The organism is Allobosea sp. LjRoot237, from assembly GCF_964253285.1.
Taxonomy (GTDB): domain Bacteria; phylum Pseudomonadota; class Alphaproteobacteria; order Rhizobiales; family Beijerinckiaceae; genus Allobosea.
In genome coordinates, this window is record NZ_CAXUQP020000001.1 from 1,557,291 (window position 1) to 1,584,035 (window position 26,745).

Consider the following 26,745-nt stretch of genomic DNA (forward strand, 5'->3'; position numbering starts at 1 on the left):
GTAACCGATGGACGATCTCTCCTCGCTCATCGCCGGCTTCCAGGTCGCGCTGTCCTGGCACAATATCGGCTTCATGGCGGTCGGCGTGATCCTCGGCATCATCGTCGGGGTGCTCCCCGGCCTGGGTGGACCGAACGGCGTCGCGATCCTCTTGCCGCTGACCTTCGGCATGGACCCGACCTCGGCGATCATCCTGCTGTCGTCGATCTACTGGGGCGCGCTGTTCGGCGGCGCGATCACCTCGATCCTGTTCAACATCCCCGGCGAGGCCTGGTCGGTCGCGACCACCTTCGACGGCTATCCGATGGCGGTCCAGGGCAAGGCGGCGGAAGCGCTGACGGCGGCCTTCACCGCCTCCTTCATCGGGGCGCTCTCCGGCGTGGTGCTGATCACCTTCGTTGCGCCCCTGGTCGCGCAGTTCGCGCTCAAATTCGGTCCGGCCGAGTTCTTCGCGGTCTTCCTCCTGACCTTCTGCTCCTTCATCGGCATGGGCCGCGAGAACCGCGCCAAGATCATCGCTTCGCTCTGCATCGGCTTCCTGCTCGCCGCGGTGGGCCTGGATTCGATCTCGGGCGACCTGCGCATGACCTTCGGCTCGACCGAGCTGATGCGTGGTTTCGACTTCCTGATCGTGGTGATCGGCCTGTTCGGCGTCAGCGAGATCCTGCTGACGGTCGAGGAGGGGCTGGTGTTCAAAGGCAAGCAGGCGAAGATCGACCTGATGGTCGTGCTGCGGACCTGGGCCGGTCTGCCGCGCTATTGGGCGACGCTGCTGCGCTCGGCGGTCGTGGGCATGTGGATGGGCGTGACGCCGGGCGGCGCCATCGCCGCATCCTTCATGGGCTATGGCCTCGCCAAGCGCTTCTCGAAGCATGGCAAGAACTTCGGCAAGGGCGAGATCGAGGGGGTTCTGGCGCCGGAGACGGCCGCGCATGCGGCAGGTACCAGCGCGCTCTTGCCGATGCTGGCGCTCGGCATTCCCGGCTCGGCGACGGCGGCCGTCCTGCTCGGCGGCCTCCTGGTCTGGGGGCTTCAGCCCGGGCCGATGCTGTTCGTCGAGCAGAAGGAGTTCGTCTGGGGGCTGATCGCCTCGATGTATCTCGGCAATCTCGCCGGGCTGATCATCGTTTTGGCGACGGTGCCGCTCTTTGCCGCGATCATGCGGATCCCGTTCTCCTTCGTCGCGCCGGTCATCCTGATCGTCTGCGCGATCGGCGCTTATACAATCTCAAACTCGATCTTCGACATCTGGCTGATGCTGATCTTCGGCGTCGTCGGCTATGTCTTCAAGAAGCTCGATTACCCGCTCGCCCCGATGATCCTGGCGCTGGTGCTGGGTGACCGGGCCGAGGATGCCTTCCGCCAGGCGCTGCTCGGCTCGGGCGGCTCGCTCGGCGTCTTCTGGGCGAACGGGCTGGTCGCGACGCTGGTGGTACTCGCTTTGCTGCTGCTCTGCTGGGGCCCTGCCAGCGATGCGATTGCGGCGCTGCGCGGTCGCGGCCGGAGCGAAGTCGAACCCGCAGAGGCCGCCCGATGACGCAGGCCGCGCTGCCGCGCCCGCACAGCCGCAATCTCGGCTTCGAACGCAAGCTGTCGCAGGCGCTGGAAGGGGAGGTGCGGTTCGACGCCTTCACCCGCGGGCGCTACGCCACCGATGCCTCGATCTACCAGATCGTGCCTGAGGGCGTCGCCTTCCCGAAGAGCGAGGCCGACCTCGCCGCGGCGCTGACGATCGCCGCCGAGCATGGCGTGCCGGTGATCGCCCGTGGCGGCGGCACCTCGCAGAACGGCCAGCCGATCGGCGATGCGCTGATCCTCGACATGAGCCGGCACTTCAACGGGATCCGCGACTACGACCCGGCCTCGCGGACGGTCTCGGTCGCGCCCGGCATCGTGCTGGAAGCGCTCAACACGCATGTGAAGAAGGATGGCCTCTTCTTCCCGGTCGAGCCCTCGACGGCGAGCCGCTGCACCATCGGCGGCATGGTCGGCAACAACTCATCGGGTGCGCGCTCGCTGCGCTACGGCAAGACGGTCGACAATGTCGTCGCGCTGAAGGCGATGTTCCATGACGGCGAGCCCTTTGCGCTCGGCGAGGGACCGGTCGGCGACAACGCCTCGCCGCGGGCGCGAGCGCTGATGGAGAATATGCTGGCGCTGGCCGACCGGCATCGCGACGAGATCGAGGCGATCTTCCCAAAAGTGCAGCGGCGTGTCGGCGGCTACAATCTCGACGAATTGATCGTGCCGCGGCCGAACCTGTCGCACCTGTTGGTCGGATCGGAGGGCACGCTGGCGCTGACGACGCAGGCGACGCTGAAGCTCTCGGCCCTGCCGCAGCACCGCGTCATGGGCGTCTGTCATTTCCCGAATTTCCGCGCGGCGATGGAGACGACGCAGCATCTCGTCGCGCTCGGGCCGGCAGCGGTCGAGCTCGTCGACAATAATGTGCTGGTGCTCGGCGCTGACATCCCGCTGTTCGTGCGCACGCTCGCCGACATCACCAAGGGCAAGCCGAACTGCCTGCTGCTGGTCGAATTCGCCGGCGACGACCTTGCCGCGCTGAAGGCCGACCTCAAGCGGCTCGACCAGTGCATGGCCGATCACGGTTTACCGGATGCCGTGGTCGAGGTCATCGAGCCGGCCCGGCAGAAGCCAGTCTGGGAGGTGCGCGAGGCCTGTCTCAACATCATGATGTCGATGAAGGGCGACGGGAAGCCGGTCTCGTTCATCGAGGATTGCGCCGTCCCGCTCGAGCATCTCGCCGATTACACCGATGCCGTCACCGCTCTGTTCGAGCGCCATGGCACGCGCGGCACATGGTATGCGCATGCCTCGGTCGGCTGCCTGCATGTCCGCCCGATCCTCAACATGAAGACGGAAGCCGGCGTCAGGGCGATGCGCGGCATCGCCGAGGAGGCCTGCGAGCTGGTGCGGCGATTCAAGGGCTCGTTCTCGGGCGAGCATGGCGACGGCATCTCGCGCTCGGATTTCGTCGAGCCGATGTTCGGGGGCCCGCTGACCCGCGCCTTCGAGGTGGTCAAGGACGGGTTCGACCCGGGCAACCAGCTCAACCCCGGCAAGATCGTGCGCCCGCTCAGGATGGACGACCGCTCGCTGATGCGCTTCCCGCCGGGCTACGCGACGCCGATCCCGGCGGAGACCGCGCTCGACTGGTCGGACTGGGGCGGGCTCGGCGGTGCCGTCGAGATGTGCAACAACAACGGCACCTGCCGGAAAATGTCCGGCGGCACGATGTGCCCGTCCTATCGCGCCACCAAAGACGAGACGCATCTGACGCGCGGGCGGGCGAACACCTTACGGCTCGCCATCTCCGGCCAGCTCGGAGAGGGCGCCTTCACCTCGCCGGAGATGAAGGAGACGCTCGATCTCTGCGTCTCCTGCAAGGGCTGCAAGCGCGACTGCCCGACCGGCGTCGACATGGCCAGGATGAAGGTCGAGTTCCTGCATCACTACCATGGCAAGCACGGCCTGCCGCTGAAGGAGCGCTTGATCGCCTTCCTGCCGCGCTATGCGCCGTTTGCCGCCAAGCTCGCGCCGCTGATGAACCTGCGTGATCGTATCCCGCTGCTGGCGAAGCTCAGCGAACGCTGGCTCGGCTTCTCGGCGCGGCGCCCGCTGCCGGTCTGGCGCAAGCCCTGGCGCGAGGCGGCGGCACCGTCGGATCCGTCCGCCGTGCAGGGCGACGGCCGCGACATCGTGCTCTTCGGCGACACCTTCAACCGCTATTTCGAGCGCGAGAACCTGGAGGCGGCCGAGCGCGTGCTGTTGGCCGGCGGCTATCGCTTGCATCGTGTTGCGGCTGTGGGAGGAGGGCGGCCGCTCTGCTGCGGGCGCACCTTCCTCTCGGCCGGGCTGGTCGACGAGGCGCGAGCCGAGGCAAGGCGGACGCTCGATGCGCTCGCGCCCTTCGTTGCCAAGGGAGCACGCATCGTCGGGCTCGAGCCGTCCTGCCTGATGAGCTTCCGCGACGAGTTCGGTGCGCTGCTGCCGAAGGCCGAGGTCGAGCCCTTGGCCAAGGCGGCACTGCTGGTCGAAGAGCTGCTTGCCGCCGACATGACTGCCGGCACGACCAGCCTGCCGCTGCGCGACCAGGGTGGACGCGTCGCGCATCTGCACGGGCACTGCCACCAGAAGGCCTTCGACGCGATGGGGGCGGTCGAGAAGACCTTGCGGGCGGTGCCGGGGCTCGAGGTCAAGCCGATCGAATCGAGCTGCTGCGGCATGTCCGGGGCTTTCGGCTACGGGGCGGCGACGATCGACGTCTCGCTCGCCATGGGCGAACTCTCGCTGCTGCCGGCGGTGCGCAAGGCTGCGGCCGACGACCTCGTCGTCGCCGACGGCACCAGTTGCCGCCACCAGATCCACGACGGCGCCGGGCGCGAGGCGATCCACGTTGTCAGGGTGCTGGACGGCGCGCTGAAGGAGCAGGGCACACCGACATAGAGAACGACGAACCCGGAGAACGGGACAACCGAGGGAGGACGATCATGTTGCGGACGACGCTTCTCGGAACGACGCTGGCGTTTTGCGCGATTGGAGGCGCAGATCAGGTCATGGCGAAAGACTATTTCCTCGCGAGCGGACGCTGGGACAATGTCGTCCTGGTCATCGACCTCGAGAAGGCGATCGACCCGGCCAATGATGGGACGCCGAAGGCCGTCGTCAACCGCTTGCGCGTCACGCCGGATATCCAGGTCGACAGCAAGATCGTCATCTCGAGCGGCCAGCCAATCTCGATCGCGATCGCGCCGGATTATCGCCGCGCCTATGTCGTCAATCATTCCGGCCGGACCTCGCCGGAAGCTGCCGCTGCCTTCCAGCATGGCCATGCCGGCACAGTGACGGTGGTCGATCTCAAGAAGGCGCTCGACCCGGCGAGCAACGGCACGCTCGGTGCGGTCGAGGGCTATATCGAGACCGGTGGCTTCGGCCCGACTGGGTTCGCGATCGCCGCCGACGGCAAGCATGCGGTCCTTGCCCATGCCGAGCAGGAGGGCGACGAGGATGGCGGGCGCCATCTCAGCATCGTCGATCTTTCGACCAACAAGGTGATCCGCCGTGTCGAGCAGGCCTTCGGCAAGCCAGGCTTCCCCTGTCCGCCCAATCCGGTGCCGCACCGCGCGCCCGATCCCAAGTTCGGCTGCTTCCCCGATACCAACGGCGTCACCATCAGCTCGCTCGGTGGTGGCACGATCTTCGGCGCCAATGGCGGTACCGACGACATCACGGTGATGAGCCTGCAGAAGGCGATCGCCGGCGAAAGCGGGGCGGAGGTCGCGCGCATCCCGGTCCAGGCCGGTGGCTTCGGCATCTCGACCAGCCCCGACGGCAAGCTCGTCGCGCATGCCTCGCGCGAGAACGCCCAGACCGACACGCCCGGCAACACCGTCAGTATCGTCGATGTCGAAAAGGCGCTCAGCGATCCTGGCAAGGCGGAGGTGGCGCGGGTCCTGGTCGGCACAGACGACAAGGCGACGCCAACGCGCCCGTTCGTGGCCGCCTTCCTGCCGGACGGCAAGCGCATCCTGTCGACCCAGTTCCGCTCGAACAACATCGACATCATCGATGTCGCCAAGGCGCTCGCCGGCCAGCCGGCGACGATCAAGCGGATCGAGCTCAAGACGCCAGGCGGCGAGCCGTCGCGGCCGCGTGGCATCGCGATCACGCCGGACGGAAAATATGCGGCGATCACCGGTGCGCCCAAGGGCAAGCCGAATTCGAGCGTCGTCTGGATCGTCGATCTGGCGAGCTATGAGGTGAAGGGTCGCGTCACCGAAATCGGCAATGAAAGCTACATGATCGGCGCGTTCCAGGCCGATTGAGAGCGACGGGCACAGGCCACGATCCACAGCTATCTCCGGCGCGAGTTCAGGGGGTGTTAACCCTGCCCGGCTACCTCTCGATGCTCAGTCGTGAGTGCCGGGCCAGCGTCAATCCATGCGTCGAATCCATCGCAATCTCCAGACGAACAGCGCCTCTCCCGCTGCCCGAATCTCGGATCAACTTGCTGATTTCGCTGATATTCCGGAGCCGGCTCCGGCCGATCGCCGCACGTCCGTAGCACCGGCTGCGCCCGGGCTGGTGCGCTTCGGGCGCACGCCCGACAAGGTCCGCCGGCAGGAGGTCGAGCGTGCGGCCGCAGAGCCCCTGAATCCGCCGCCCGAGCCGGTGCCGGAGGCTCCGGCTGAGGCCGAGCGCGTTCGTTTCTGGCGGACGCCGCGGCACATGATGCAGCAGGTCTGGGGTGGCGCGTCGGCCGAAGTGCCGGGGCCCGAGATGCTACCGCAGCTCCAGGCTGACATAGCTGGGGAGGGGGATGAGGCGCTGACCGTTTCGGCGATCGATTCGCCTGCAGAGAAAGAGAGCCCGCCCGAAGCGGTGACCACCCCGTTCGCCTTCCTCTCCGATGCTGCGTTCTGGGAGTTCATCCCCGACGCGGAGCAGGAGGATGAGGCGGCGTTCGAGAGCGCGCCTCTGGTGCTCGCACCCATGACTCCTCCGGAGCTGAACGCGCCTGTGGTGGTCGCCGAGCCGGTGCGCGCTGTGCCTGCTCAGGCTCTGGCAGCCGTATCTGCGGCAATGAGCTTCGGCTGGACGCAGCCTTATCGCTTCGATCTGAGCTTCGCACAGCCCGCTCCCCCGGTTGCCATGCCGGCTCCCGTATTCGCAACTCCGGTTCGTGCGCCCAAAGCCCCGGCTCCGGCTCCGGCCCCGCGTCGCAGGATCATGGGGCAACTCGCTCCTGCCGCTGCGCCCGTGCCGAAGGTGGCCGAAGCCGAGGATGTGCCCGCGGCCGTGCAGTCGAAGGTGTCAGTCGTGCCGCCAGCACTGAGACCGCGCGTGGCCGCGCCGCAGCCCAGGCGGGTCGCGGCGCAGGGCTTCGAGCTGCCGCCAATCGAGTTCCTGGCCGAGCCGCCACAGATCGCGGCAACGATCCCGATCGAGCTCATCCAGCAGAATTCCGGCCTGCTCGAGGGGATTCTGGAGGACTTCAACGTTCGTGGCGAGGTGGTGCAGGCCTGCCCCGGCCCTGTGGTCACCTTGTACGAGCTTGAGCCTGCGCCTGGGACGAAGAGCTCGCGGGTGATTTCGCTTGCGGACGACATTGCGCGGTCGATGAGCGCGATCTCGGCGCGTGTGGCGGTGGTGCAGGGCAAGAACGCGATCGGCATCGAACTGCCCAACGCCAAGCGCGAGACCGTCTTCCTGCGCGAGCTCCTGGCCAGCCAGGATTTCGAGGGCACCAAGCACAAGCTCGCCCTCTGCCTCGGCAAGACCATCGGCGGCGAGCCGGTGATCGCCGACCTGGCCCGCATGCCGCATCTGCTCGTCGCCGGCACCACCGGCTCGGGCAAGTCGGTCGCGATCAACACCATGATCCTGTCGATCCTCTACCGGCTGAAGCCGGAGGAGTGCCGGCTGATCATGGTCGATCCCAAGATGCTCGAGCTCTCGGTCTATGACGGCATCCCGCATCTGCTCACCCCCGTCGTCACCGACCCGAAGAAGGCGGTGGTCGCGCTGAAATGGGCGGTGCGCGAGATGGAGGAGCGCTACAAGAAGATGTCGAAGCTCGGTGTGCGCAACATCGACGGCTTCAATGTCCGGGTCGGCGAGGCGCTCGCGGCAGGCGAGGTCATCACCCGCACGGTCCAGACCGGCTTCGACAAGCATTCGGGCGAGGCGATCTACGAGGAGGAGGCGATGGACCTGTCGCCTCTGCCCTATATCGTCGTGATCGTCGACGAGATGGCCGACCTGATGATGGTCGCCGGCAAGGAGATCGAGGGCACGATCCAGCGCCTGGCGCAGATGGCCAGAGCCGCCGGCATCCATGTCGTGCTCGCCACCCAGCGGCCCTCGGTCGACGTCATCACCGGCACGATCAAGGCGAACTTCCCGACAAGGATCTCCTTCCAGGTCACCAGCAAGATCGACAGCCGCACCATCCTCGGCGAGATGGGCGCCGAGCAGCTGCTCGGCCAGGGCGACATGCTCTACATGGCCGGCGGCGGGCGGATCACCCGGGTGCACGGGCCGTTCGTCTCGGACGCCGAGGTCGAGAAGGTGGTGGCGCATCTGAAGACGCAAGGGCGGCCGGACTATCTCGACGCGGTCACCGCCGAGGACGAGGCCGGCACGGCTGAGGACGAGGACGGCGCGGTCTTCGACAAGAGCGCGATGGGCGCCGAGAGCGACGACCCCTATGAGCAGGCGGTGGCGGTGGTCCTGCGCGACAAGAAGGCCTCGACCTCCTACATCCAGCGCCGGCTGCAGATCGGCTACAACCGCGCCGCCTCGATCATGGAGCGGATGGAGAACGAGGGCATCGTCGGCCCGGCCAACCACGCCGGCAAACGCGAGATCCTCGTCGAGACCGGAAGAGCACGCGAAGACGAGGACTGAGGCGTTCCTCGATCACACTCGTCGTCATTCCGGACAAGCCGCGTAGCGGCGCAGCTCCGGAATCCATCGTAAAGCGCTAAGCCCTATGATGGTTCCCGGCGCTCCGCTTCGCTGCGGCCGGAATGACGGTGCAATTCATGCGAAGTGCAGCGCCGGCCGCGTCAGATCCTGGGGGGCTTTGAAGCGCGATCGAAGACGGGTGTCGCCTCGGTCTTGCCGGCCGGGTCCTGCCCGGTTGGGACGTCCTCAGCCGCCTGACGGACAGCCTCCTCCTGTTCGGTCAGCCCGTCCACGGTGTCGTTCGCGTCGCTGCCGGCGTCGTGGACATTGGTCTCGTCACTCACCCGGCGGCGGTCGCCGACCGGTGCCTCCTGATCCGGGCGGACCGAAGCATCCTCGGGACGCACAGGGTCGTTCGGGATGCGCTCGTCGAGCAAAGCGGGATTCTCGCGCTTTTTTCCATCGTCCGACATGGCACGGCTCCGTTGCTGGTTGCCTGCCGAATCCAAGCTGCGAACTGCGGCATTGTTCCGCGCCGCCCACCGCGAACCATCGCGAGGCATGGACGTTTATTGAGGATGCAAGGAGTGCCCGCATGACGACGATCCATCAGGCCGGTGGACCCCCGGGCGGCGCGCCGACCAGCCCGACGCCGCCACCGGAACTGCCGCCGGCTACCCCGGGCGAGGTGCCGCCGGCGCCGCCGATCGAGAACCCGCCGGACAACGAGCCGAACGGCATCCCGAACGATCCGCCGCCGGAGCTGCCGCCGAACGCACCGCCCGAAGGGCCGCCGGCGACGCCGATCGACCTGCCGCCGGCGCGCGACCCGCGCGAGCCGCAGGAGCCCGGCCGATAGGAGCCGTCCTTGATCGGGAATAGATCAATGCGGATGAAGAGCGCGGGGAACCCTTCTCCCGTGTGGGAGAAGGGCAGGGATGAGGGCCTGCCCTATCCGTAGAAGGCGCGACGGCACCCTCGCGTTCCAATAATCAGCGGCGGTCCCTCACCCCTGCCCCTCTCCCATTCGGGAGAGGGGTTCCCCGCGGATGACAGCCTTGGCCGTGCGTCGAGCATGACGGTGGGGAGTTCCCGAACTTGTCAGAGTGCCGGGCGGTCGCTCTCGCCGAGATCCCAGTAGAGCCCGGCCATCAGGCCAAGCGCCTCGCGCGGGATGGCGACGGGGACATGCTCGTTCGGCGCATGCTGCGAGCAGCCGGGATAGGAATGCGGCACCCAGATCGTGCGCATGCCGACGATGTCGGCGAAGATGTCGTTGGGCAGGCCGCCACCGAGATTGGGCAGCAGCGCCGGCTTCTTGCCGGTGCTCCTGGCGAGCGAGGCCAGCGCCCATTCGACCCACGGGTCGTCGGGATCGAGCCGGGTCGCATTGAAGACCGCATCGCGCGCCTTGGTGACCTCGACCATGCCGAAGCCATGGCGGTCGAAATGCCGGCGCAGCGCCGGCATGACGTCGTCCGGATCGATGCCGACGACGAAGCGCAGGGCGCAGCGGGCCCAGGCGCTCGGCGGCACGGCGTTGACCGGGGTTTCCGGCACGCCGGATTTCATCGCCAGCACGTCGAAGGAGCACCAGCCGAAGACCTGCTCGGCCGGCGACAGGCCGGGCTCGCCCCATTCGCGGTCGATGGTCGGACCGTCGGGCCCGCCGTCGATCTCGCAATCGGCGAGGGCTTTGCGCACGGCCGCCGGCAATTCCTTCGGTACCCATTCATGGATGCGGATCTGGCCGGTCGGCGAGGTGATCGAGGCGATGGCATGGGCGAGCTGGATCGCTGGGTCGGAGAGGATGCCACCCCAGTTGCCGGAATGGTGGCCGCCCTCGCGGGCGTTGATGGTGAGATCGAAGGTGACGCCGCCGCGGGCGCCTAAGAAGATGGTCGGGCGCTCGGCGTTGAGACGCGGCCCGTCGGAAGCGATCAGCACATCCGACTTGAACAGCTCCTTCTGCTCGGTGCAGAGCTCGCGCAGGCCGGGCGAGCCGCATTCCTCGCCCATCTCGATCAGGTATTTGGCGTTGAAGCCGAGCTTGCCGCCACGCGTCTCCAGCACGGATTTCAACGCGCTGAGGTTGATCAGGTGCTGGCCCTTGTTGTCGACGACGCCGCGGCCATACCAGCGGTCGCCGCGCTCGGTGAGGGTCCAGGGCGAAAGGCCTTCGGCCCATTGCGCGTCGAGGCCGCGAATGACGTCGCCATGACCGTAGCCGAAGATGGTCGGCAGGCCTTCGTCCTCGATACGCTGGGCGAAGAGGAAGGGGCCCTTGGCCTTGGGATGGGTCAGCACCGTGCAGGTAAAGCCGAGGCTCTCCAGCAGCGGGCGCATCTCGGCGTCGAGATATTCGGCGAGGACTGGGGCGCGCTCGGGATTCTGGCTCTCGGTCGGCATGGCGACGAGCCGCGACAGGTCGCTCTTGAAGCTGCCGGAGTCGAAATAGTCGAGCGCATGGGCGATGGCCTTGGCGCGGGTCATGGCAGTCACTCCGTCTGGTCTTGAGTAGCCCAACTCTCAGCCCTCATCCTGAGGAGCCGCGCAGCGGTGTCTCGAAGGATGCTCCAGAGTGCACTGGGAGTATCCTTCGAGACGCGATCTGCGATCGCTCCTCAGGATGAGGGCTGTGGGTCGGGGTGGGCAGAGATGCATCAGTTACGCTTTTCGGGCGAGATCACATCGCGCAGGCCGTCGCCGGCGAGGTTGATCGCGAAGATCAGCAGAGCGAGCGCCGTGCCGGGCAGGGCGATCAGCCAGAACGAGAAGAACATGTAGGCCTTGGCTTCCGAGACCATCAGGCCCCAGGAGGGCAGCGGCGGCTGCACGCCGAGGCCGAGGAAGGAGAGCGCCGCTTCGAGCAGGATGGCGCTCGCCGCTTCCAGCGTCGCGACCACGATCAGATGCGGGGCGATGTTGGGCAGGACCTCGCGCAGGATGATGCGGGTCGTGGTCGCGCCGGAGGCCTGCGCCGCCGTGATGTAGTCGAGTGAGCGGACCTGCTGCGTCGCGCTGCGCATCACCACGGCGAAGCGGTCCCATTTCAGCAGGCCGAGCACCAGGATGACAATCCAGAGCGAGGAGCCGATGATGGCGACGACGGCGAGCGCCACCAGGATCACTGGCATGGCGAGGCGGGTCGTCAGCACGAAGGTCATCGCCATGTCGATGCGGCCGCCGAAATAGCCGGCGAGCAGGCCCATGGTCGTGCCGATCAGCCCGGCGATGGCGACGACGCTGATGCCGATCAGCAGCGAGATGCGGGCGCCGTAGAGCAGGCGCGAGAGATAGTCGCGCCCGAGCGGGTCGGTGCCGAGCGGATGGAGCCAGCCGCCCTTGGCGTACCAGACCGGCGGGACGTTCCGCGCCGTCAGGTTCTGCAGATAGGGGTCGTGCGGCGCCAGCACCGGGGCGAGCAGCGCGAGCGCCACGAACAGCAGCAGCAGCCCGAAGCCGAGCAGGAAGGATTTTTGCGCCAGCGCCCGGCGCAGCAAACGGCGCCCACCGGTGACGTCGCTGGCAGCGAGGGGGAGGGAGGTCACGTCGCTCATCTCATGACACCCGGATGCGCGGATCGAGCCAGGCATTGGCGATGTCGCCAGCGAGCGTCAGCAGCACATAGACCACCGACAGCAGCAGGACGATGACCTGCATGACCGGGAAATCCTTGTAAGTGATGCTCTGATAGGCGAGGTAGCCGAGCCCATCGAGCGCGAAGATCGTCTCGATCACCACCGAGCCGCCAAGCAGGTGGCCGAGCTGCACCGCCGTCAGCGCCACGACCGGCACCGCCGCGTTGCGCAGTGCATGGGTGATGACGACGGCGTAGGGCGAGAGGCCCTTGGCGCGCGCGGTGCGGATATAATCGGCCGAGAGCACCTCGATCATGCCGGCGCGGATCAGGCGCATGAAGGCCGGCGCGGTGTAATAGCCGAGCGCGATCGTCGGCATGACGTAGTGCAGCCAGCTGCCGGAGCCGGAGACCGGCAGCCAGCGCAGCGTGATCGAGAGCAGCATCACCAGGATCAGCGCGAAGAAGAAGTTCGGCATCGCCTGGCCGAAGACGGCGATGGCGAGCGCCAGCCGGTCGATCCAGCTATTGGAGTAGATCGCGGCGAGCACGCCGAGCGGGATCGAGATCAGGAGCGCGAAGGCGAGCGAGGAGAGGCCAAGGATCAGCGTCACCGGCAACTTGGCGAAGACCAGCGTTGCGACATCGGTCTTGAAGTAGATCGAGGTGCCGAAATCGCCGGAGAGCGTCTTCAGCAGCCAGTCGAGGTACTGGACGACGAGCGGCCGGTCGAGCCCGTAGGTCTTGCGGATGACGTCGAGATCGGCCTGCTGCGCGCCCTCGCCGGCGATCGCGACCGCGATGTCGCCGGAGAGGCGCAGCAGGAAGAAGGCGATGGCCGAGACCGCGAGCGCGACGAGCAGCGCCAGGCCGAGCCGTTTGACGATGAAGCCTAACACGAGATGCGTCCGGGGTGATGCAGGGTGATGACATCCAGCGGCCGGGTGCTTGCGCAAGGAACCGCTGCGCGAACCCCTCCCCCTTGTGGGGAGGGGTAGGGGCGGGGGTCGAACGACCGGGTGGGTGATTTGGAGATTGGCATCAGCGTCAATGCGATCGGCGAGCGTCGCGCCCAGGCTTTGCGACCCCCACCCCTAACCCTCCCCACAAGGGGGAGGGGAACTCTGTGGCGCTTCCGCCCGTCACTTCCAGCCCATCTCCCAGAAGCGGACGAGCTCGTCCGGATAGGCCTTGAAGTTCAGGTCCTTGTTGGCGACGTAGTAAACCGGCAGCGAGTAGAGCGGCACGGCATAGGCCTTGTCGGCGATCAGCTTCAGCCCGGCCTTGTAGGCTTCCTTGCGCACCGCCGGATCGACCGAGTTGTTGCCTTTCTCCAGGAGATCGCGGACCGCCGCATCGCGGGTGATGTCCTCGCTGCGGAAGGCGAAATAGTTCGGCGTCGCGGCCGAGACGTCGTTGACCGAGAACGAGCCCCAGGTCTGGTGCGTCAGCATCGCCTTGTTGGTGGCGATCTGCTCGCGCATCGCGGCGTATTGCAGGAAGCGCAGATTGGTCTTGATGCCGACGGCCTGGAGATAGCCGATCAGCGCCTCGGTCTGGTTGCGTTCGCGATAGGCGACGATGTCCATGGTCAGGCTGGGATGGCCGGCTTCCGCCAGCAGCGCCTTGGCCTTGGCGGGATCATAGGGATAGCGCGCCGCGCCCTCGTCGGTGCAGCCGAACTGCGAGGGGAAGCAGATCGTGTTGATGACCCGCGAGCCGGTGCCGACGATGTTCTTGACCATCGCCTCGCGGTCGATGGCGTGGATGATCGCCTTGCGGACGCGCTCGTCCTTGAGGGCCGGGGCCGGCCCGTTCTCGAGGATGTTCATCTGCATGAAGACGATGCGCATCGTCTCGCCGGAGACGACCTGCAGCGTTGGCACCGCCTGAAGCTGGTCGGCCTGGTCCTTCGGCACGTGCATGATCAGGTCGGCGCCGCCCGAGAGCATCTCGGCCATCTGGGTCTGGCGATCCGGAATGAAGCGGATCTCGAACTTGCCGATCTTCGGCTGCGGCTTCGGCGAATCCTTGAAGTAGTCCTTGTTGAGCTCGAGCGAGATCGACTTGCCGGGCACGTAGTTCGTGACCTTGTACGGGCCCGAGCCGACCGGCTTCTCGTTCTGTCCCTTGGGACCGACCTTCTCGTAATACTCGTTCGGATGAATCACGACCGGGCCGGCGAGATACTCGATCGCGGCCGGGAAGATCTCCTTGGTGGTCAGCCGGACCTTGTATTTGCCCTGCTTCTCGGCCTTGGCGATCCAGTTGACGTTGCCCTGGGTGACGACCTTGTTCTCGGTCTTGGAGATGAAGTTCAGCGTGTAGACGACGTCGTCGGCGTCGAACTCCTCGCCATTGTGGAACTTCACGCCCTCGCGCAGCTCGAAGTCGATGGTCTTGTCATCGACCTGCTTCCAGCTCTTGGCGAGCTGGCCCTTGTACTCGTTGGTGGCAGGGTCGCGGTAGATCAGCGTGTCCCAGACATTGGCGCCGATGATCACGCCGATGCGGACATTGTTGAAGAACGGATCGACGCTTTCCGGCGCCTGGTCATAGGCGAAGCGGACGGTATTGGCGGCCTTCTGCGCGAAGGCGGGCGTCGCCAGAGCGGTCACCGCCAGAACGGTTGCAGCCAGGGCCGTGGAGGCCTTGTCGAAGAAGCGCATGTTTTCCCCTCGCAGCGTTGTCGCTTGTCTGGTTCGGCGGGCAGCCATGGGCCGCCGTCACGCCGGCGACACAAACTCTGCACAGCTTCGTGCTTGCCGCCATAAGAATGAATCGAAAGGATCGTTGCCGGAATGGCAAGGCTTTTGCTAAGGCGAGCAAACTCTCAGCCCTCATCCTGAGGAGTAGCCGCAAGGCTGCGTCTCGAAGGATGCTCCAGGAGGCTCCGGAACCAGCTGGAGCATCCTTCGAGGCGCAAGCTGTGCTTGCTCCTCAGGATGAGGGCTGGAGTGCCCGAAGCGATTGCCGAGGCTCAGACGTGCAGACTCCGGCCTTGCGATATTTCCTGGCGGTGGTGCGGACCGGCTCGGTCAGCGCCGCCGCGCAGCGCCTGCGCGTCGCAGCCTCGGCGGTCAGCCGCCAGATCGCCAATCTCGAGAAGGAACTGGACGCAGCCCTGTTCGAGCGGCGCTCGCACGGCATGATCCTGACCCAGGCCGGGCAGACGCTCGCCGCCTATGCCCAGCGGCTCGAGCTGGAGAGCGAGCAGGTCGTCAGCGAGATCCGCGAGCTGCGCGGTGCGAGCAAGGGGCTGATCAGGCTCGGCGTCACCGAAGGCTTCGCGGTCAGCTTCATCCCGGAGGTGATCTTCGCCTTCCGCCAGCAACACCCGGATGTCGCCTTCGACGTCAAGGTGATGTCGCCGCAGGTGGTGACCGAGCATGTCCGCACCGGCACGATCGATCTCGGCCTGACCTTCGTGCTGCAGCAGGAGCGCGGCGTCACCATCAACTGGCAATGTGCGGCGCGGACCTATGCCTTCGTCGCGCCGCACCATCCGCTGGCGGCGAGGGAGTCGGTCCGGATCGAGGACATCTTCGTCCACCCGGTCGCGGTACTCGATAGCGAGGCGACGGTGCGCAAGATCGTCGACATCTATTTCTCGGCGCGCGGGCTGACCGTCGATGCCGTCCTGACCTCGACCAATGTCGCGAGCCTGCGCCATTTCTGCAAACTCGGCGGTGCCGTGATGTTCGCCAGCTCGATCACCTTCGGCGCCTCGATCCGGGACGGCTCGGTGGTGGCGCTGCCGCTGAGGGATGGCGACCTGCCGCCGCGCAGCCTGCAGATCCAGACCATGTCGGGCCGCGCCCTGCCTAAGGTGGTAACCAATTTCCTCGGCGTGCTGATCGAGGAGCTGCAGCGCGCCGACGTGCTCGCGGCGATGGCGACCGAGCCGGCAGCGGCTTCCGAGGTCCGGCAGGCATGAGCGTTCCAGCCAAGGGCGATCCGTCCGAGATCATGGTGCCGCATCCGCACCAGCTCGTGGCGCGCGATGCGATCCTGGCGGCGCGGGCGGCGGGCAAGCCGGGCTTCCTGCTCGGCGACCTGACCGGGCTCGGCAAGACGCTCTCGGCCTGGCTCGCGATTTCGGCGATGCCGGAGCAGGAGGTGCTGGTGATCTGCCCGAAAGGCGCGATCCCGCAATGGCGGCGCACCATCGCCCATGCCGGGCTGCCGGCGAAGAAGCTGACCTTGATGAATTTCGAGCGGACCAAGTCGCTGCTCGCTCCGCCGCCGGCCAGCAGCAAGCGCTCGACACGGGCGAAGAACAACGAGCTCGCCAAGCACGGCACGCCGAAGCGGGTCTGGCCGCTGGTCGTGATCGACGAGGCCCATCGCATCCGCAATCCGAATTCGCAGCAGGGGCTGGTCTGCCGGCAGATGGCGGCGGCGGCGCAGTTCACGATCTACATGAGCGCGACGGCAGGGCAGGCGCCGCACGAGCTTTCCTATCTCGCGCGGCTACTCGCCGAGGCAACGGGGGCGCCCGGCGCCGATCTCGACGGCTTCCGGGCGCTGATGAAGCGCCTGAAGATGGGCAAGGCCAAAGGGCGCTGGAAGAACTGGAGCTGGGAGCCGAACGAGAGCGACCGCAAGGTGATGGCCGGTCTGCTCTATCGCGGCGCCAACGCCATCGGGCTCAGGCGCCGGCCGGAGGAGATCGCCGGCTGGCCGGAGGTGCAGCGCGAGCTCGCTCCGGTCGCGCTCGATGGAAGCGAGCGCAAGCTCTACGACGCGACCTGGCGCGAGTTCCGGCGCGAGCTCGGCCTTGCCGGCGGCTCGACCCGCAAGCCCGCCGGCTGGGCCGCCGATCTGCGCTTCCGCCAGAAGGCGAGCCTGCTGCGCACTGCGGGCACGGCCGAGTTCTGCCAGGACCTGCTCGAGAACGACGAGCAGGTCGCGATCTCTGTGGCTTTCCTGGAAACCGGCGCGATGCTGGCCGAGAAACTCACCGGCAAGGGCTGGCGCGTCGGTTCGATCACCGGCGAGTATTCCGGCGAAGCCAACGAGGCGACCCGGATCGCCTTCCAGACCGGCAAGCTCGACGCCGTCATATTCACCGTGACCGAGTCGATCTCGCTGCATAAGGCCGAGATGCCCGGCGGCGAGCGCGAGCGCGCGCTCGTCGTCCACGATCTGCGCCACAGTGCGATCCAGCTGCAGCAGATCGAGGGCCGCTGCCATCGCGACGGCCAGCACGCGACGATCTTCTACACCTATGCCGAGGACACGGTGGAGGAGAAGGTCGCCACGACCGTGCTCGCCCGCATGGCGGCGATGGAAGGCCTCGCCGGTGACGAGACGGCGCTGATCGACGCCATCGCCGGGGAGATCGAGCGGGCGGCGCTGGCGCGCGAGGCGGCTTAGACGCCACCCTTTCCGTCATGGTCGGGCTTGTCCCGACCGTCCACGTCTTCGGCGATCCAGTGCGGTGTTCAAGGCGTGGATGCTCGCCACAGGGGCGAGCATGACGGCGTCGCTCAATTCATCTGCGAACGCGGCGGCTCGTCCGGCGCGCGCTCGCCGATGCGCTTGGCCTGATCGACGACGCGCTCGGTCGCGCCGACCGCCTTGTACCAGAGGTCGCGCGTATAGGCGCCCTGATGGACGATGGCGTCGTAGCCGATCGCGATGACCGCGATCACCAGCAGAATGCGAAACATGGGAAATCCCCCGTCCGAATTGGTCTTCGGCAGAGAACGCTCGGGCGGCGGCGGGGTTCCTGCGCAGCGAGGTTGACCACCGCCGCGCGGCATTGTCCCCTCCACCGGGGAGGCAGGCACTGGATGTTCGACGATCTCAACGGCAAGCGGGTTCTGGTGACGGGTGCCTCCTCGGGGCTCGGCGCGCATTTCGCCCGGCTGCTTGCGGGCAAGGGCGCATTGGTCGCGGCGGCGGCGCGGCGTACCGAGCGCCTCGCGGAACTGGCGCGCGACTGCGAGGGGCTGCCGGGCCGGGTCGTGCCGCTCGCGCTCGATGTGAGTTCTGTTGGAGCGATCGAGACGGGTGTCGCTGAAGCCGCCAAGCTGCTCGGCGGGCTCGATGTGCTCGTCAACAATGCCGGCGTCGGTGAGACGGAAGCTGCGCTCTCGGTCAGCGAGGCGCAATGGGACTGGCAGCTCGACGTCAACCTGAAGGGCTGCTTCTTCGCGGCGCAGGCGGCGGCGAAGATCATGGCGGAGCAATCAGGCGGGGCGATCGTCAATATCGCCTCGATCCTGGGCGAGCGCGTCGCGGGCAAGGTCGCGCCCTATGCGATCTCCAAGGCCGGATTGATCCAGATGACCAAGGCGCTGGCGCTGGAGTGGGCCCGGCACCAAATCAGGGTCAATGCGCTGGCGCCGGGCTATGTCGTCACCGACATCAACCGCGAGTTCTTCGCCGGAGACGCAGGCGAGGCGCTGAAGAAGCGCATCCCGATGCGCCGACCCGGCGAACTCGACGATCTCGATGGGCCGCTGCTGCTGCTCTCATCCGACGCCGGGCGCTACATGACCGGCGCGGTCGTCGCGGTCGACGGCGGCCATCTGGTCAGCGGGCTGTAGGAACCCGATCGCGCTCTTCCGTCATTGCGAGCGTAGCGAAGCAATCCAGGGGCGGCAGAGCTCTACGTCCTCTGGATTGCTTCGTCGCTGCGCTCCTCGCAATGACGGGAATGCCTTCCTTCAAGCTCCCGGCAGCAAATCCCGCAGCCTGATCAGCGCGATTGTCTCGACCTGCGCCAGCGCCGTCGCGAACTCCTGCTCCGGCGTGCTCTTCAGCCGCTCCTCGAACGAGGCGAGGATGTCCGCCTTCGTCAGTCCCTTGACCGCCAGGATGAAGGGGATGCCGAACCGCGCCTTGTAGGCCTCGTTCAGGGCGGTGAAGCGGGCACGCTCGTCCGATGTCAGGCGGTCGAGCCCGGCCGAGCCCTGCTCATTGGCCGATTCCGGTGTCAGCTCGCCGGCGGCCGCAATCTTGCCGGCGAGGTCGGGGTGGGCGTCGAGCAGCACCTTCTGGCGCTCGCGCGGGGCCTTGCGCATCACCCCGACCATCGCCTGGTGCAGGCCCTCTGCGCTGTCCTGTTCGGACGAAAGGCCGGCGGCATGCGTCTCCTGCGCGATCCAGGGCGAGTGCTCCCAGATCCGGCCATAGACTTCGGTGAACAGCGCCTGCGGCAGCCGCGACGGCTTATAGCCGCCAGCCGGCGGCTGCGTCCTGACCCAGTGGCGGGCGATGTCGAGGCGGGTCGCGACCCAGACGCGCTCATGGCTCTGGACATAGTCGAGGAAGCGGGCGAGCGCGGCGGCGCGGCCGGGCCGGCCGACGAGGCGACAGTGCAGACCAACCGACATCATCTTCGGCGCGGTCTCGCCCTCGGCATAGAGCGTGTCGAAGCTATCCTTGAGATAGGCGAAGAACTGATCGCCGGCATTGAAGCCCTGCGGCGTCGCGAAGCGCATGTCGTTGGCGTCGAGCGTGTAGGGCACGGCGAGCTGCGGGCCATGCGGGCCTTCGAGCCAATAGGGCAACTCGTCGGCGTAGACGTCGGCGGTGTAGAGGAAGCCGCCTTCTTCCATGGTCAGGGGAATGGTGTTCTGCGACGTCCGACCTTGGTAGCAGCCGAGCGGACGTTCGCCGGCGATCTCGGTCTGGATGCGGATCGCCTCGGCGATATGCGCGCGCTCGGTCTCGGCGGGCAGGTCGCGATAATCGATCCATTTCAGGCCGTGGGTGGCGATCTCCCAGCCGGCTTCCTGCATCGATGAGACGATCTCGGGATAGCGCTGCAGCGCCGACGCGACCGCGAAGACCGTGACCGGCAGCTTGCGCTGCGTGAACATGCGCCAGAGCCGCCAATAGCCGGCGCGCGAGCCGTATTCGTAGATCGACTCCATGTTCATGTGGCGCTGGCCGGGCCAGGGCGCCGCGCCGACGATCTCGGACAGGAAGGCCTCCGAGGCAGCGTCGCCATGCAGGATGTTGTTCTCGCCGCCTTCCTCGTAGTTCACCACGAACTGCACGGCGATGCGGGCCTCGCCCGGCCAGTGCGGATGCGGTGGGGTGCGGCCATAGCCGACGAGGTCGCGCGGATAGGAGGAGGCGTTCATCTGGTGATTCAAGTCCATGCGACGGTGATTCAAGCGCGGCTCGCAAGCCGTTGGCGACAGATTCGTTTCTCAGCTGCCGCGATAGGTCGAGTAGCTCCAGGGCGAAGCGAGCAGGGGCACGTGATAATGCCCCTGCGGCTCGGCGATGGCGAAGCGGATCGGCACGAGATCGAGGAAGGCGGGTTCGGGCATTTTCGTGCCGAGATGGCGGAAATAGTCGCCGATCGCGAAGGTCAGCTCATAGCTGCCGACCGGCAGCGTCCCGCTGAGCAGCGGTGCATCGGTGCGGCCATCGGCATTGGTGACGGCGTCGGCCACCCGCACGCGGCTGCCGTCCGGCAGCAGCGCATCGAGCGCGATGGCGACGCCGGCGGCCGGCTTGCCGTGGACCGTATCGAGCACATGCGTCGACAGACGCCCCATGCCTTGAACCTCTCGTTGAAGCCGCGCCGCGCGGCGGGAATGCCGCTTGCCTTCCGAAAGCGCGAACCTAGTCTTGAAGGCGATGCAAGTTCCATCCCGGATTCGGCCCTGTCAAATGGTGAAGCGCGCGAGAACCGCGCGACAAGCCCTCCCCCCTTGTGGGGGAGGGTTGGGAGGGGGGTATCGCAGCCGCAGTCCTCTCCGTGCCAAGCTGAGCAGATGTCGAGGGTGGCATACCCCCCTCTCTAACTCTCCCCCACAAGGGGAGAGAGGACAGGTCGCAGCTTCGATTGCGCTGGTGCTTCTCCATCCGGAACCCGCCGGTGCTTGAGGCCTATCTGATGGAGTGGGGCAGCCAGCTCCTGCGCTGGCTGCATGTGATCGCGGCGATCGCCTGGATCGGCTCGTCCTTCTTCTTCATCCATCTCGACGCTTCGCTCCGGGCCGCGCCCGATGCGCCCAGGACCGACGCCGGCCAGCCGACGCAGTTCCTCGCCTGGCAGGTCCATGGCGGCGGCTTCTATGCGATGCGCAAATACCTGGTCGCGCCGGAGGTGCTGCCGAAGGAGCTGACCTGGCACAAATGGCAGGCCTACTGGACCTGGATCTCCGGCTTCTTCCTCTTGGTCTGGGTCTATTACGCCCAGTCCGAGCTCTATCTGATCGATCCGGCGGTGATGGCGCTCTCGCCAGTCGCGGCGGGCGCGATCGGCATCGCGGCGCTGGCCGGCGGCTGGCTGTTCTACGACCTGCTCTGCAGGTCACCGCTGGGGAAGAATGATGTCGTGCTCGGCCTGCTCGGCTTCGGCTATGTGGTTGCCGCGAGCTGGGCCTTCGCCAGCGTTTTCTCGGGGCGTGGCGCGCTGATCCATACCGGCGCGCTGATGGCGACGATCATGTCGGCCAACGTCTTCTTCGTGATCATGCCGGGCCAGCGCAAGACCATCGCCGCGATGGTCGCCGGCGAGGTGCCCGATCCGAAATACGGCAAGCAGGCCAAGCAGCGCTCGCTGCACAACAACTACATCACCCTGCCGGTGCTGTTCCTGATGCTGGCGAACCACTACCCGGTGACCTACGCCAATTCGGTGGTGATCCCGGCTCTGGTCGCGCTGATCATCGTCGCTGGCGCGCTGATCCGGCACTTCTACAATGTCCGCCATGCCGATCATGCGAAATCGCCCTGGTGGACCTGGGCGGTGGCGGCGCTGGCGCTCTGGCTCGCCTTCTGGGTCGCGATGGCGTCCTCGCCCGGCGGGCGCGAGCGGCTCGGCCTGAAGCCGCTCGAGCCGGTGAAGCCGGTGATGCTCGCCGGGCTCGTCGCGCCTTCGCCCGAGGTCGCCAACATCGTCACCGGCCGCTGCGCCATGTGCCATGCGCCGGAGCCGTCCTGGCCCGGCATCGGCATCGCGCCCAAGGGCGTCTATCTGCACGAGCCTGAGCTGATCGCCCGCCAGCGCCGGGCCATCGGCGTCCAGGCGGTGCTGACCCACGCCATGCCGCCGAACAACCTCTCCGGCATGACCGCAGACGAACGGCGTGTGCTCGCGGCCTGGGTGGCGCAGAAGCGCTGATCGCGCTGCACCGGCGCGGCATGGTGACGCTGCTGTGCCACAGTCGGGCGGCTGATCCGCTCCGTTCAGTTTCATTCAGTTTCGGTTCATCGCGGAACCGTCATCGTCAATCCTGATCACATCGGCGTGATCGGCGCGTGATCATGCGTGCCGGGTGCGCCAGGGGCCTTGGGGGTCCAGTTGAAAGCGGTTTGGAGATCGGGCTCCAGCTACTGGCTGGCGGCCGCGCTGTTCTGTTGCGCCTGGATGGCGCTGTGCTGGCCCTGGCTGTCGGGGGCGGTGACGATTCCGTTCGATGCCAAGGCGCATTTCCAGGCGCAGATCCAGTTCCTGGCGCAGGCGCTGCATTCGGGGCAGTCGCCGTTCTGGACCCACAATGTCTTTGCCGGCTCGCCGCAGGTCGCCGATCCGCAATCGCTGATCTTCTCGCCGGCGATCCTGCTGGCGCTGTTCAATTCCTCGCCGAGTTTCCGCGCGGTCGATGCCTATGTGCTGGCCCATCTGCTCGTCGGCGGGCTCGCCATGCTGATGTTCTTCCGCGATCGCGGCTGGCATCCGGCCGGCGCGCTGCTGGCGGCGCTGGTCTTCGCCTTCGGCGCCTCGGCGGCCTGGCGCATCCAGCATGTCGGGCAGATCGCGAGCTTTGCCTTCTTCGGCCTCGCCTTCTGGATGACGGCGCGGATGCTGCAGCGCGCCTCACTGCGCTACGGGCTGCTCGCCGGCTTTTCCGCCGGCATGATGGTGCTCGATCCGGATCAGGTGGCGCTGCTCGGGGCCTATATCCTGATCGGCATGGTCGTGGCCCACTGGCTCTCGGAAGGCTGGACGGGGTTCCGTGCCAGCCTTGCACCGATCGCGGCCGCCTGCTTCGCCGGCATCGTCACCATCGCCGTGCCCCTGCTCTGGACCTGGCTCTTCGCCGAGGCGACGACGCGGCCGGCGATCGATCTCGTCGAGGCGGGTAGGGGCTCGCTGCACCCGGCCTCGCTGCTGACAGCCTTCGTCGGCGACCTGTTCGGCGTGCGCGATCCGGCGATCGAGTTCTGGGGCCCCTACGCTCCGGACTGGAATGCCAAGGAGCTCTTCCTCTCCAAGAACATGGGGCAGGTCTATCTCGGAGCGCTGCCCTTCCTGCTGCTGATCGTGCCGGGGCTGACACGCGGCTGGCTCTGGGACAAGGCGATCCGACCCTACACCATCCTGTTCGTGCTGATGGTGCTGTTCGCGCTCGGCCGCTACACGCCGCTGTTCCACCTCGCCTATGAGTATCTGCCGGGCGTCAAGGTGTTCCGGCGGCCAGCCGATGCGACCTTCCTGATCGGCGGGCTCGGGGCCGTGCTCTCGGGCTATCTGCTGCACCGCATCCTCCGCGAGGAGAAGCCGGGCGCGACCCTGCGCGATCTCGGCATCGGCGCCGGCGTGATCGCCCTGCTCATCGTCCTCGCCTTGCTGGTGGCGCGCCACGCCGGCCATCTCAGCCAGGCCTGGCTCCCGAGCGCAACGGCCGCCGCCTGGTTCGTGACGGCGCTTCTGCTCCTCGTCGTGCTGACGCGCTGGCGCGGCGCCGCGGCTCCGCTCGTCGCGAGCCTGATCGTGACCGGCGTCGTCGCCGCCGACCTTGCCGCCAATAACGGCCCGAACGAAGCCACGGCGCTGGCGCCGGAGGTCTACGACGTGCTGCGGCCGGAGACGAAGAACGAGACGGTCGCTGTGCTGAAGAAGCTTACGGTGCAGCCGCCGGATTCACCGCGGCGCGACCGGGTCGAACTGCTCGGCATGGGCTTCGAATGGCCCAATGCCGGCATGATCCACGGCTTCGACCACACGCTGGGCTACAACCCGCTGCGGCTCGCCGATTTCTCGGAGGCGGTCGGCACGCGGGACTCGATCGCCGCGCCGGGCGAGCGCGTATTCACGCCGCTGTTCCCGTCCTATCGCTGCCGCCTCGCCGACTTCCTCGGCCTGCGCTACATCGCGACGCGGGTGCCGATCGGCCAGGTCGACCGCTCGCTGCGAGCAGGCGACCTCAAGCTCGTCGCCTACACCAAGGACGGCTACATCTACGAGAATCCGCGGGCGCTGCCGCGCGTGATGTTCGTCGGCGGCTGGCAGCTCGCCGATTTCGAGGGGATGAAGTCGGCCGGCCAGTGGCCTGATGCCGACCCGCAGCGCGTCGTCCTGCTCGAGCAGGAGCCGGAGCCCGGTGTGCCGGAGGGGCCGGTCGCGGCCAATGCCGAGGTCAAGCTCAAGCGCTACCGCAATACGGTGGTCGAGATCGAGGTGACGAGCGCTCAGCCCGGCTTCGTCGTGCTGAACGACATCTGGCATCCCTGGTGGCAGGCCGAGCTCGACGGGCAGGAGGTCGAGATCCTCAGGGCCAACGTCCTGTTCCGCGCCGTGCAGGTTCCGGCCGGGACGCACAAGATCCGCTTCAGCTTCCATCCGCTCGACGGCGCGATCGCCGAATTGCGCGACCGCGTGACCCCGCCGGAGGAGGAGGGCGTAGTCGCCGAGGCTCCGACACATAGCGGCCCATCGGGCTCGCTGGCGACGCGGCTCCAGCCGATTGCGCCCGAGCCGGTCAAGCGCCCGGCGCCGGACATGGCCGCGCACGATCTGTCGGCCTCGTCGGCCATGTCGGTGGTGCGGTAGGGCTTCACGGACGTCATGCTCGGCCTTGAGCCGAGCATCTCAGGTCGAAGAGGCCTCGGATAGCGTTTTCTCGTCCCGAGATTCTCGGGTCTGCGCTTCGCTTCGCCCGAGAATGACGCGGAATCTCAGGCCACGCCGAGCTTCTTCTGCAGTGCGGTCGAGGAGGTCGTGTACTGGAAGGTCAGCCGCTTCTCTGGATAGACGTAGCGGTGGACCTTCTGGGCGGCGAGCGCCGCTTCGTGGAAGCCCGACAGGATCAGCTTCAGCTTGCCCGGATAGGTGTTGATGTCGCCGACGGCGAAGATGCCGGGCACATTGGTCTCGAACTTCTCGGTGTCGGCCGGGATGAGGTTCTCGTGAAGGTTCAGGCCCCAGTCGGCGATCGGCCCGAGCTTCATCGTCAGCCCGAAGAAGGGCAGCATCGTATTGCAGGCGATCTCGAACTCGGCACCGGCATTGTCGCGGCAGACCGCACCCTGAAGGTCATTGCCTTCGCCCTTCAGCCCCAGCACCTGGCCGAGCTTCAGATCCATCGCGCCGGAGGCGACGAGGGCGCGCATCTGCTCGACTGAATGCGGCGCGGCGCGGAAATCGTCGCGCCTGTGCATCAGCGTCACGCGCCTGGCGATCGGCTGCAGGTTCAGTGTCCAGTCGAGCGCCGAATCGCCGCCACCGACGATCAGGATCTCGCGGTCGCGGAAGACCTCCATCTTGCGCACGGCATAGTGCACGCCGCCGCCGTCGTGGCGGCCCTCATAGGCCTCGATGCCGGGGATCGGCGGCTTCTTCGGCTGGAATGAGCCGCCGCCAGCCGCGATCAGGATCGCTTTCGTTTCGAAAACCGTGTCGGCATCTGTGCGCAGGCGGAAGCGCGGCGCCTCGGCGGTGCCGAGCACCTCGACCTGCTCGATCATCTGGTTGAGATGGAAGGTCGCGTCGAAGGGCTTGATCTGCTCCATCAGGTTGTCGACCAGCCCCTGGCCGGTGACGAGCGGGAAGCCGGGAATGTCGTAGATCGGCTTCTCCGGATAGAGCTCGGCGCATTGGCCGCCGACCTTGGGCAGGATGTCGACGAGATGGGCCTTGATGTCGAGCAGGCCGAGCTCGAACACGGCGAACAGGCCGCAAGGGCCGGCGCCGATGATCAGCACGTCGGTCTGGACGGTTTCGCCCTCGATGGCGGCGGCGATGTTCATGGTCGCAATTCCTGAGACGGCTTCAAGGGCCGCCGGTCACGCACCCGTTGCCGGAAATCCGCCGGCCTTGCAATGCGACATGGCGCAAGGCCGGGCAGGCAGGGCCGCATGTGACGATAGCAGAATTCAGCCGCCGGTTTCGGCGACGAGCCCTGCCGCGGCGATGCCGGCGAGCGCCGCCGCCTCGTCATTGTCGGAAGTGTCGCCGGAAATGCCGACGACGCCGATGAGGTCGCCTTCTGCATTGCGGACCAGCGCGCCGCCGGGAACCGGCACCACCGGCCCGCCGACCGAGAGTGCGACGCCGTTGATGAAGTGCGGGCGCTCCAGCGCCATCTTGTTGAGCGTGCGCGGGCCGACGCCGAGCGCGATCGCACCATTGGCCTTGCCGAGCGCGATCTCGCCGCGCTTCAGGCTGGTGCCGTCCTGGGCGAGGAAGAATTTCTGCGCACCGCGCGCGTCGAGCACCGCGATGGCGAGCGGCTTCAGGGCGTTGTCGCGCGCATATTTCAGGGCGCCGTCGACGATCACGCTGGCCTGTTCGAGGGTAAGTGCGCTCATGGCTGGCCTTTCGCGGTGTCGATGACGGTATGCTTTGGTTCGGCTCCGTTCTGCCAGCGTCGACGGCGCGAGGGAAGGGCGACGACGCGGTTTCGTCTTGCAGGTTTCGTCTTGCAGTTGTCGTTCCGAATGGGCTTGATGGATTGCCCGTCCGGGAATGTGTTCCGCAAGGTGACGCCACTTTTGCGACCAGAACATGCTCCAAGGCTGTCGGGTTGTGTGAAGTC

Annotated in this window: 20 protein-coding genes; 10 read left to right on the forward strand and 10 right to left on the reverse strand. The window is 67.0% G+C overall.

The annotated features are described in order from the left end of the window. Nucleotides 1-7: 7 nt before the first annotated feature. The 4 genes from ACSQ24_RS07565 to ACSQ24_RS07580 all read left to right on the forward strand — a co-directional run bounded on the left by ACSQ24_RS07565 (nt 8) and on the right by ACSQ24_RS07580 (nt 8,430). Nucleotides 8-1,537 carry a tripartite tricarboxylate transporter permease gene (locus tag ACSQ24_RS07565; protein WP_436094094.1) on the forward strand — a complete coding sequence of 510 codons (1,530 nt, stop codon included), beginning with the start codon at nt 8-10 and terminating at the stop codon, nt 1,535-1,537. Beyond that, the gene (locus ACSQ24_RS07570; protein WP_436094095.1) at nt 1,534-4,467 is read left to right on the forward strand and encodes an FAD-binding and (Fe-S)-binding domain-containing protein; all 2,934 of its coding nucleotides are present in this window, start codon (nt 1,534-1,536) and stop codon (nt 4,465-4,467) included. The genes ACSQ24_RS07565 and ACSQ24_RS07570 overlap by 4 nt, the downstream gene beginning before the upstream one ends. Before the next feature lie 110 nt (nt 4,468-4,577). Beyond that, on the forward strand, nt 4,578-5,846 hold the full coding sequence (locus ACSQ24_RS07575; RefSeq protein ID WP_436094096.1) for a YncE family protein: 1,269 nt from the start codon (nt 4,578-4,580) through the stop codon (nt 5,844-5,846). A 115-nt stretch (nt 5,847-5,961) separates the two neighbouring features. Continuing rightward, a complete protein-coding gene (locus ACSQ24_RS07580) occupies nt 5,962-8,430 on the forward strand; it encodes a DNA translocase FtsK (protein ID WP_436094097.1) in 2,469 nt (822 codons plus the stop codon). A 161-nt stretch (nt 8,431-8,591) separates the two neighbouring features. Here the strand turns inward: ACSQ24_RS07580 and ACSQ24_RS07585 are convergent, their stop codons facing one another. Beyond that, a complete protein-coding gene (locus ACSQ24_RS07585; protein ID WP_436094098.1) occupies nt 8,592-8,903 on the reverse strand; it encodes a hypothetical protein in 312 nt (103 codons plus the stop codon). A gap of 122 nt (nt 8,904-9,025) precedes the next feature. Between ACSQ24_RS07585 and ACSQ24_RS07590 the strand changes: the two genes are divergently transcribed. Next, nucleotides 9,026-9,289, forward strand: a complete 264-nt coding sequence (locus tag ACSQ24_RS07590) for a hypothetical protein (RefSeq protein WP_436094099.1) — start codon at nt 9,026-9,028, stop codon at nt 9,287-9,289. Nucleotides 9,290-9,531: 242 nt separating this feature from the next. Here ACSQ24_RS07590 and ACSQ24_RS07595 read toward each other — a convergent pair whose 3' ends face one another. The 4 genes from ACSQ24_RS07595 to ACSQ24_RS07610 all read right to left on the reverse strand — a co-directional run bounded on the left by ACSQ24_RS07595 (nt 9,532) and on the right by ACSQ24_RS07610 (nt 14,679). Then, entirely contained in the window at nt 9,532-10,923 is a 1,392-nt protein-coding gene (locus tag ACSQ24_RS07595; RefSeq protein WP_436094100.1) for a M20 family metallopeptidase, read from the reverse strand. Nucleotides 10,924-11,093: 170 nt separating this feature from the next. After that, on the reverse strand, nt 11,094-11,990 hold the full coding sequence (locus ACSQ24_RS07600; protein WP_436094101.1) for an ABC transporter permease: 897 nt from the start codon (nt 11,988-11,990) through the stop codon (nt 11,094-11,096). 1 nt (nt 11,991) lies between these two features. Beyond that, nucleotides 11,992-12,909 (reverse strand): ABC transporter permease, encoded by a 918-nt coding sequence (locus ACSQ24_RS07605; protein ID WP_436094102.1) that lies wholly within the window; start codon nt 12,907-12,909, stop codon nt 11,992-11,994. Between the two features lie 243 nt (nt 12,910-13,152). Then, nucleotides 13,153-14,679 (reverse strand): ABC transporter substrate-binding protein, encoded by a 1,527-nt coding sequence (locus ACSQ24_RS07610; protein WP_436094103.1) that lies wholly within the window; start codon nt 14,677-14,679, stop codon nt 13,153-13,155. Between the two features lie 317 nt (nt 14,680-14,996). On the opposite strand from ACSQ24_RS07610, the gene ACSQ24_RS07615 reads away from it, so the two are divergent. Continuing rightward, entirely contained in the window at nt 14,997-15,947 is a 951-nt protein-coding gene (locus ACSQ24_RS07615) for a LysR family transcriptional regulator (RefSeq protein WP_436094104.1), read from the forward strand. After that, nucleotides 15,944-17,389 (forward strand): SNF2-related protein, encoded by a 1,446-nt coding sequence (locus ACSQ24_RS07620; RefSeq protein ID WP_436094105.1) that lies wholly within the window; start codon nt 15,944-15,946, stop codon nt 17,387-17,389. The genes ACSQ24_RS07615 and ACSQ24_RS07620 overlap by 4 nt, the downstream gene beginning before the upstream one ends. A 113-nt stretch (nt 17,390-17,502) precedes the next feature. On the opposite strand, the gene ACSQ24_RS07625 is transcribed toward ACSQ24_RS07620, so the two are convergent. After that, a complete protein-coding gene (locus ACSQ24_RS07625) occupies nt 17,503-17,685 on the reverse strand; it encodes a hypothetical protein (protein ID WP_436094106.1) in 183 nt (60 codons plus the stop codon). 123 nt (nt 17,686-17,808) lie between these two features. Here ACSQ24_RS07625 and ACSQ24_RS07630 point away from each other — a divergent pair, with 123 nt between their 5' ends. Then, the gene (locus ACSQ24_RS07630) at nt 17,809-18,567 is read left to right on the forward strand and encodes an SDR family NAD(P)-dependent oxidoreductase (protein ID WP_436094107.1); all 759 of its coding nucleotides are present in this window, start codon (nt 17,809-17,811) and stop codon (nt 18,565-18,567) included. A gap of 120 nt (nt 18,568-18,687) precedes the next feature. Here ACSQ24_RS07630 and puuE read toward each other — a convergent pair whose 3' ends face one another. After that, on the reverse strand, nt 18,688-20,112 hold the full coding sequence (gene puuE / locus ACSQ24_RS07635; protein WP_436097841.1) for an allantoinase PuuE: 1,425 nt from the start codon (nt 20,110-20,112) through the stop codon (nt 18,688-18,690). Between the two features lie 69 nt (nt 20,113-20,181). After that, entirely contained in the window at nt 20,182-20,535 is a 354-nt protein-coding gene (gene uraH, locus ACSQ24_RS07640) for a hydroxyisourate hydrolase (protein WP_436094108.1), read from the reverse strand. A gap of 341 nt (nt 20,536-20,876) precedes the next feature. On the opposite strand from uraH, the gene ACSQ24_RS07645 reads away from it, so the two are divergent. After that, on the forward strand, nt 20,877-22,109 hold the full coding sequence (locus tag ACSQ24_RS07645) for a urate hydroxylase PuuD (RefSeq protein WP_436097842.1): 1,233 nt from the start codon (nt 20,877-20,879) through the stop codon (nt 22,107-22,109). Between the two features lie 180 nt (nt 22,110-22,289). Next, nucleotides 22,290-24,761 (forward strand): hypothetical protein, encoded by a 2,472-nt coding sequence (locus ACSQ24_RS07650; protein ID WP_436094109.1) that lies wholly within the window; start codon nt 22,290-22,292, stop codon nt 24,759-24,761. Nucleotides 24,762-24,886: 125 nt separating this feature from the next. Here the strand turns inward: ACSQ24_RS07650 and ACSQ24_RS07655 are convergent, their stop codons facing one another. After that, complete coding sequence (locus ACSQ24_RS07655; protein ID WP_436094110.1) at nt 24,887-25,957, reverse strand: NAD(P)/FAD-dependent oxidoreductase; 1,071 nt, start codon at nt 25,955-25,957, stop codon at nt 24,887-24,889. Nucleotides 25,958-26,083: 126 nt separating this feature from the next. Next, nucleotides 26,084-26,518 carry a GlcG/HbpS family heme-binding protein gene (locus tag ACSQ24_RS07660; protein ID WP_436094111.1) on the reverse strand — a complete coding sequence of 145 codons (435 nt, stop codon included), beginning with the start codon at nt 26,516-26,518 and terminating at the stop codon, nt 26,084-26,086. Nucleotides 26,519-26,745 lie beyond the last annotated feature (227 nt).

What these genes read in the sequence shown, in the direction of transcription:
- ACSQ24_RS07585 (WP_436094098.1), bottom strand. Translation starts at nt 8,903, where the DNA reads ATGTCGGACGATGGAAAAAAGCGCGAGAATCCCGCTTTGCTCGACGAG.
- ACSQ24_RS07565 (WP_436094094.1), top strand. Translation starts at nt 8, where the DNA reads ATGGACGATCTCTCCTCGCTCATCGCCGGCTTCCAGGTCGCGCTGTCC.
- ACSQ24_RS07575 (WP_436094096.1), top strand. Translation starts at nt 4,578, where the DNA reads ATGGCGAAAGACTATTTCCTCGCGAGCGGACGCTGGGACAATGTCGTC.
- ACSQ24_RS07620 (WP_436094105.1), top strand. Translation starts at nt 15,944, where the DNA reads ATGAGCGTTCCAGCCAAGGGCGATCCGTCCGAGATCATGGTGCCGCAT.
- ACSQ24_RS07655 (WP_436094110.1), bottom strand. Translation starts at nt 25,957, where the DNA reads ATGAACATCGCCGCCGCCATCGAGGGCGAAACCGTCCAGACCGACGTG.
- ACSQ24_RS07660 (WP_436094111.1), bottom strand. Translation starts at nt 26,518, where the DNA reads ATGAGCGCACTTACCCTCGAACAGGCCAGCGTGATCGTCGACGGCGCC.
- uraH (WP_436094108.1), bottom strand. Translation starts at nt 20,535, where the DNA reads ATGGGGCGTCTGTCGACGCATGTGCTCGATACGGTCCACGGCAAGCCG.
- ACSQ24_RS07590 (WP_436094099.1), top strand. Translation starts at nt 9,026, where the DNA reads ATGACGACGATCCATCAGGCCGGTGGACCCCCGGGCGGCGCGCCGACC.
- puuE (WP_436097841.1), bottom strand. Translation starts at nt 20,112, where the DNA reads ATGAACGCCTCCTCCTATCCGCGCGACCTCGTCGGCTATGGCCGCACC.
- ACSQ24_RS07645 (WP_436097842.1), top strand. Translation starts at nt 20,877, where the DNA reads ATGGAGTGGGGCAGCCAGCTCCTGCGCTGGCTGCATGTGATCGCGGCG.
- ACSQ24_RS07580 (WP_436094097.1), top strand. Translation starts at nt 5,962, where the DNA reads ATGCGTCGAATCCATCGCAATCTCCAGACGAACAGCGCCTCTCCCGCT.
- ACSQ24_RS07570 (WP_436094095.1), top strand. Translation starts at nt 1,534, where the DNA reads ATGACGCAGGCCGCGCTGCCGCGCCCGCACAGCCGCAATCTCGGCTTC.
- ACSQ24_RS07595 (WP_436094100.1), bottom strand. Translation starts at nt 10,923, where the DNA reads ATGACCCGCGCCAAGGCCATCGCCCATGCGCTCGACTATTTCGACTCC.
- ACSQ24_RS07600 (WP_436094101.1), bottom strand. Translation starts at nt 11,990, where the DNA reads ATGAGCGACGTGACCTCCCTCCCCCTCGCTGCCAGCGACGTCACCGGT.
- ACSQ24_RS07630 (WP_436094107.1), top strand. Translation starts at nt 17,809, where the DNA reads ATGTTCGACGATCTCAACGGCAAGCGGGTTCTGGTGACGGGTGCCTCC.
- ACSQ24_RS07610 (WP_436094103.1), bottom strand. Translation starts at nt 14,679, where the DNA reads ATGCGCTTCTTCGACAAGGCCTCCACGGCCCTGGCTGCAACCGTTCTG.
- ACSQ24_RS07625 (WP_436094106.1), bottom strand. Translation starts at nt 17,685, where the DNA reads ATGTTTCGCATTCTGCTGGTGATCGCGGTCATCGCGATCGGCTACGAC.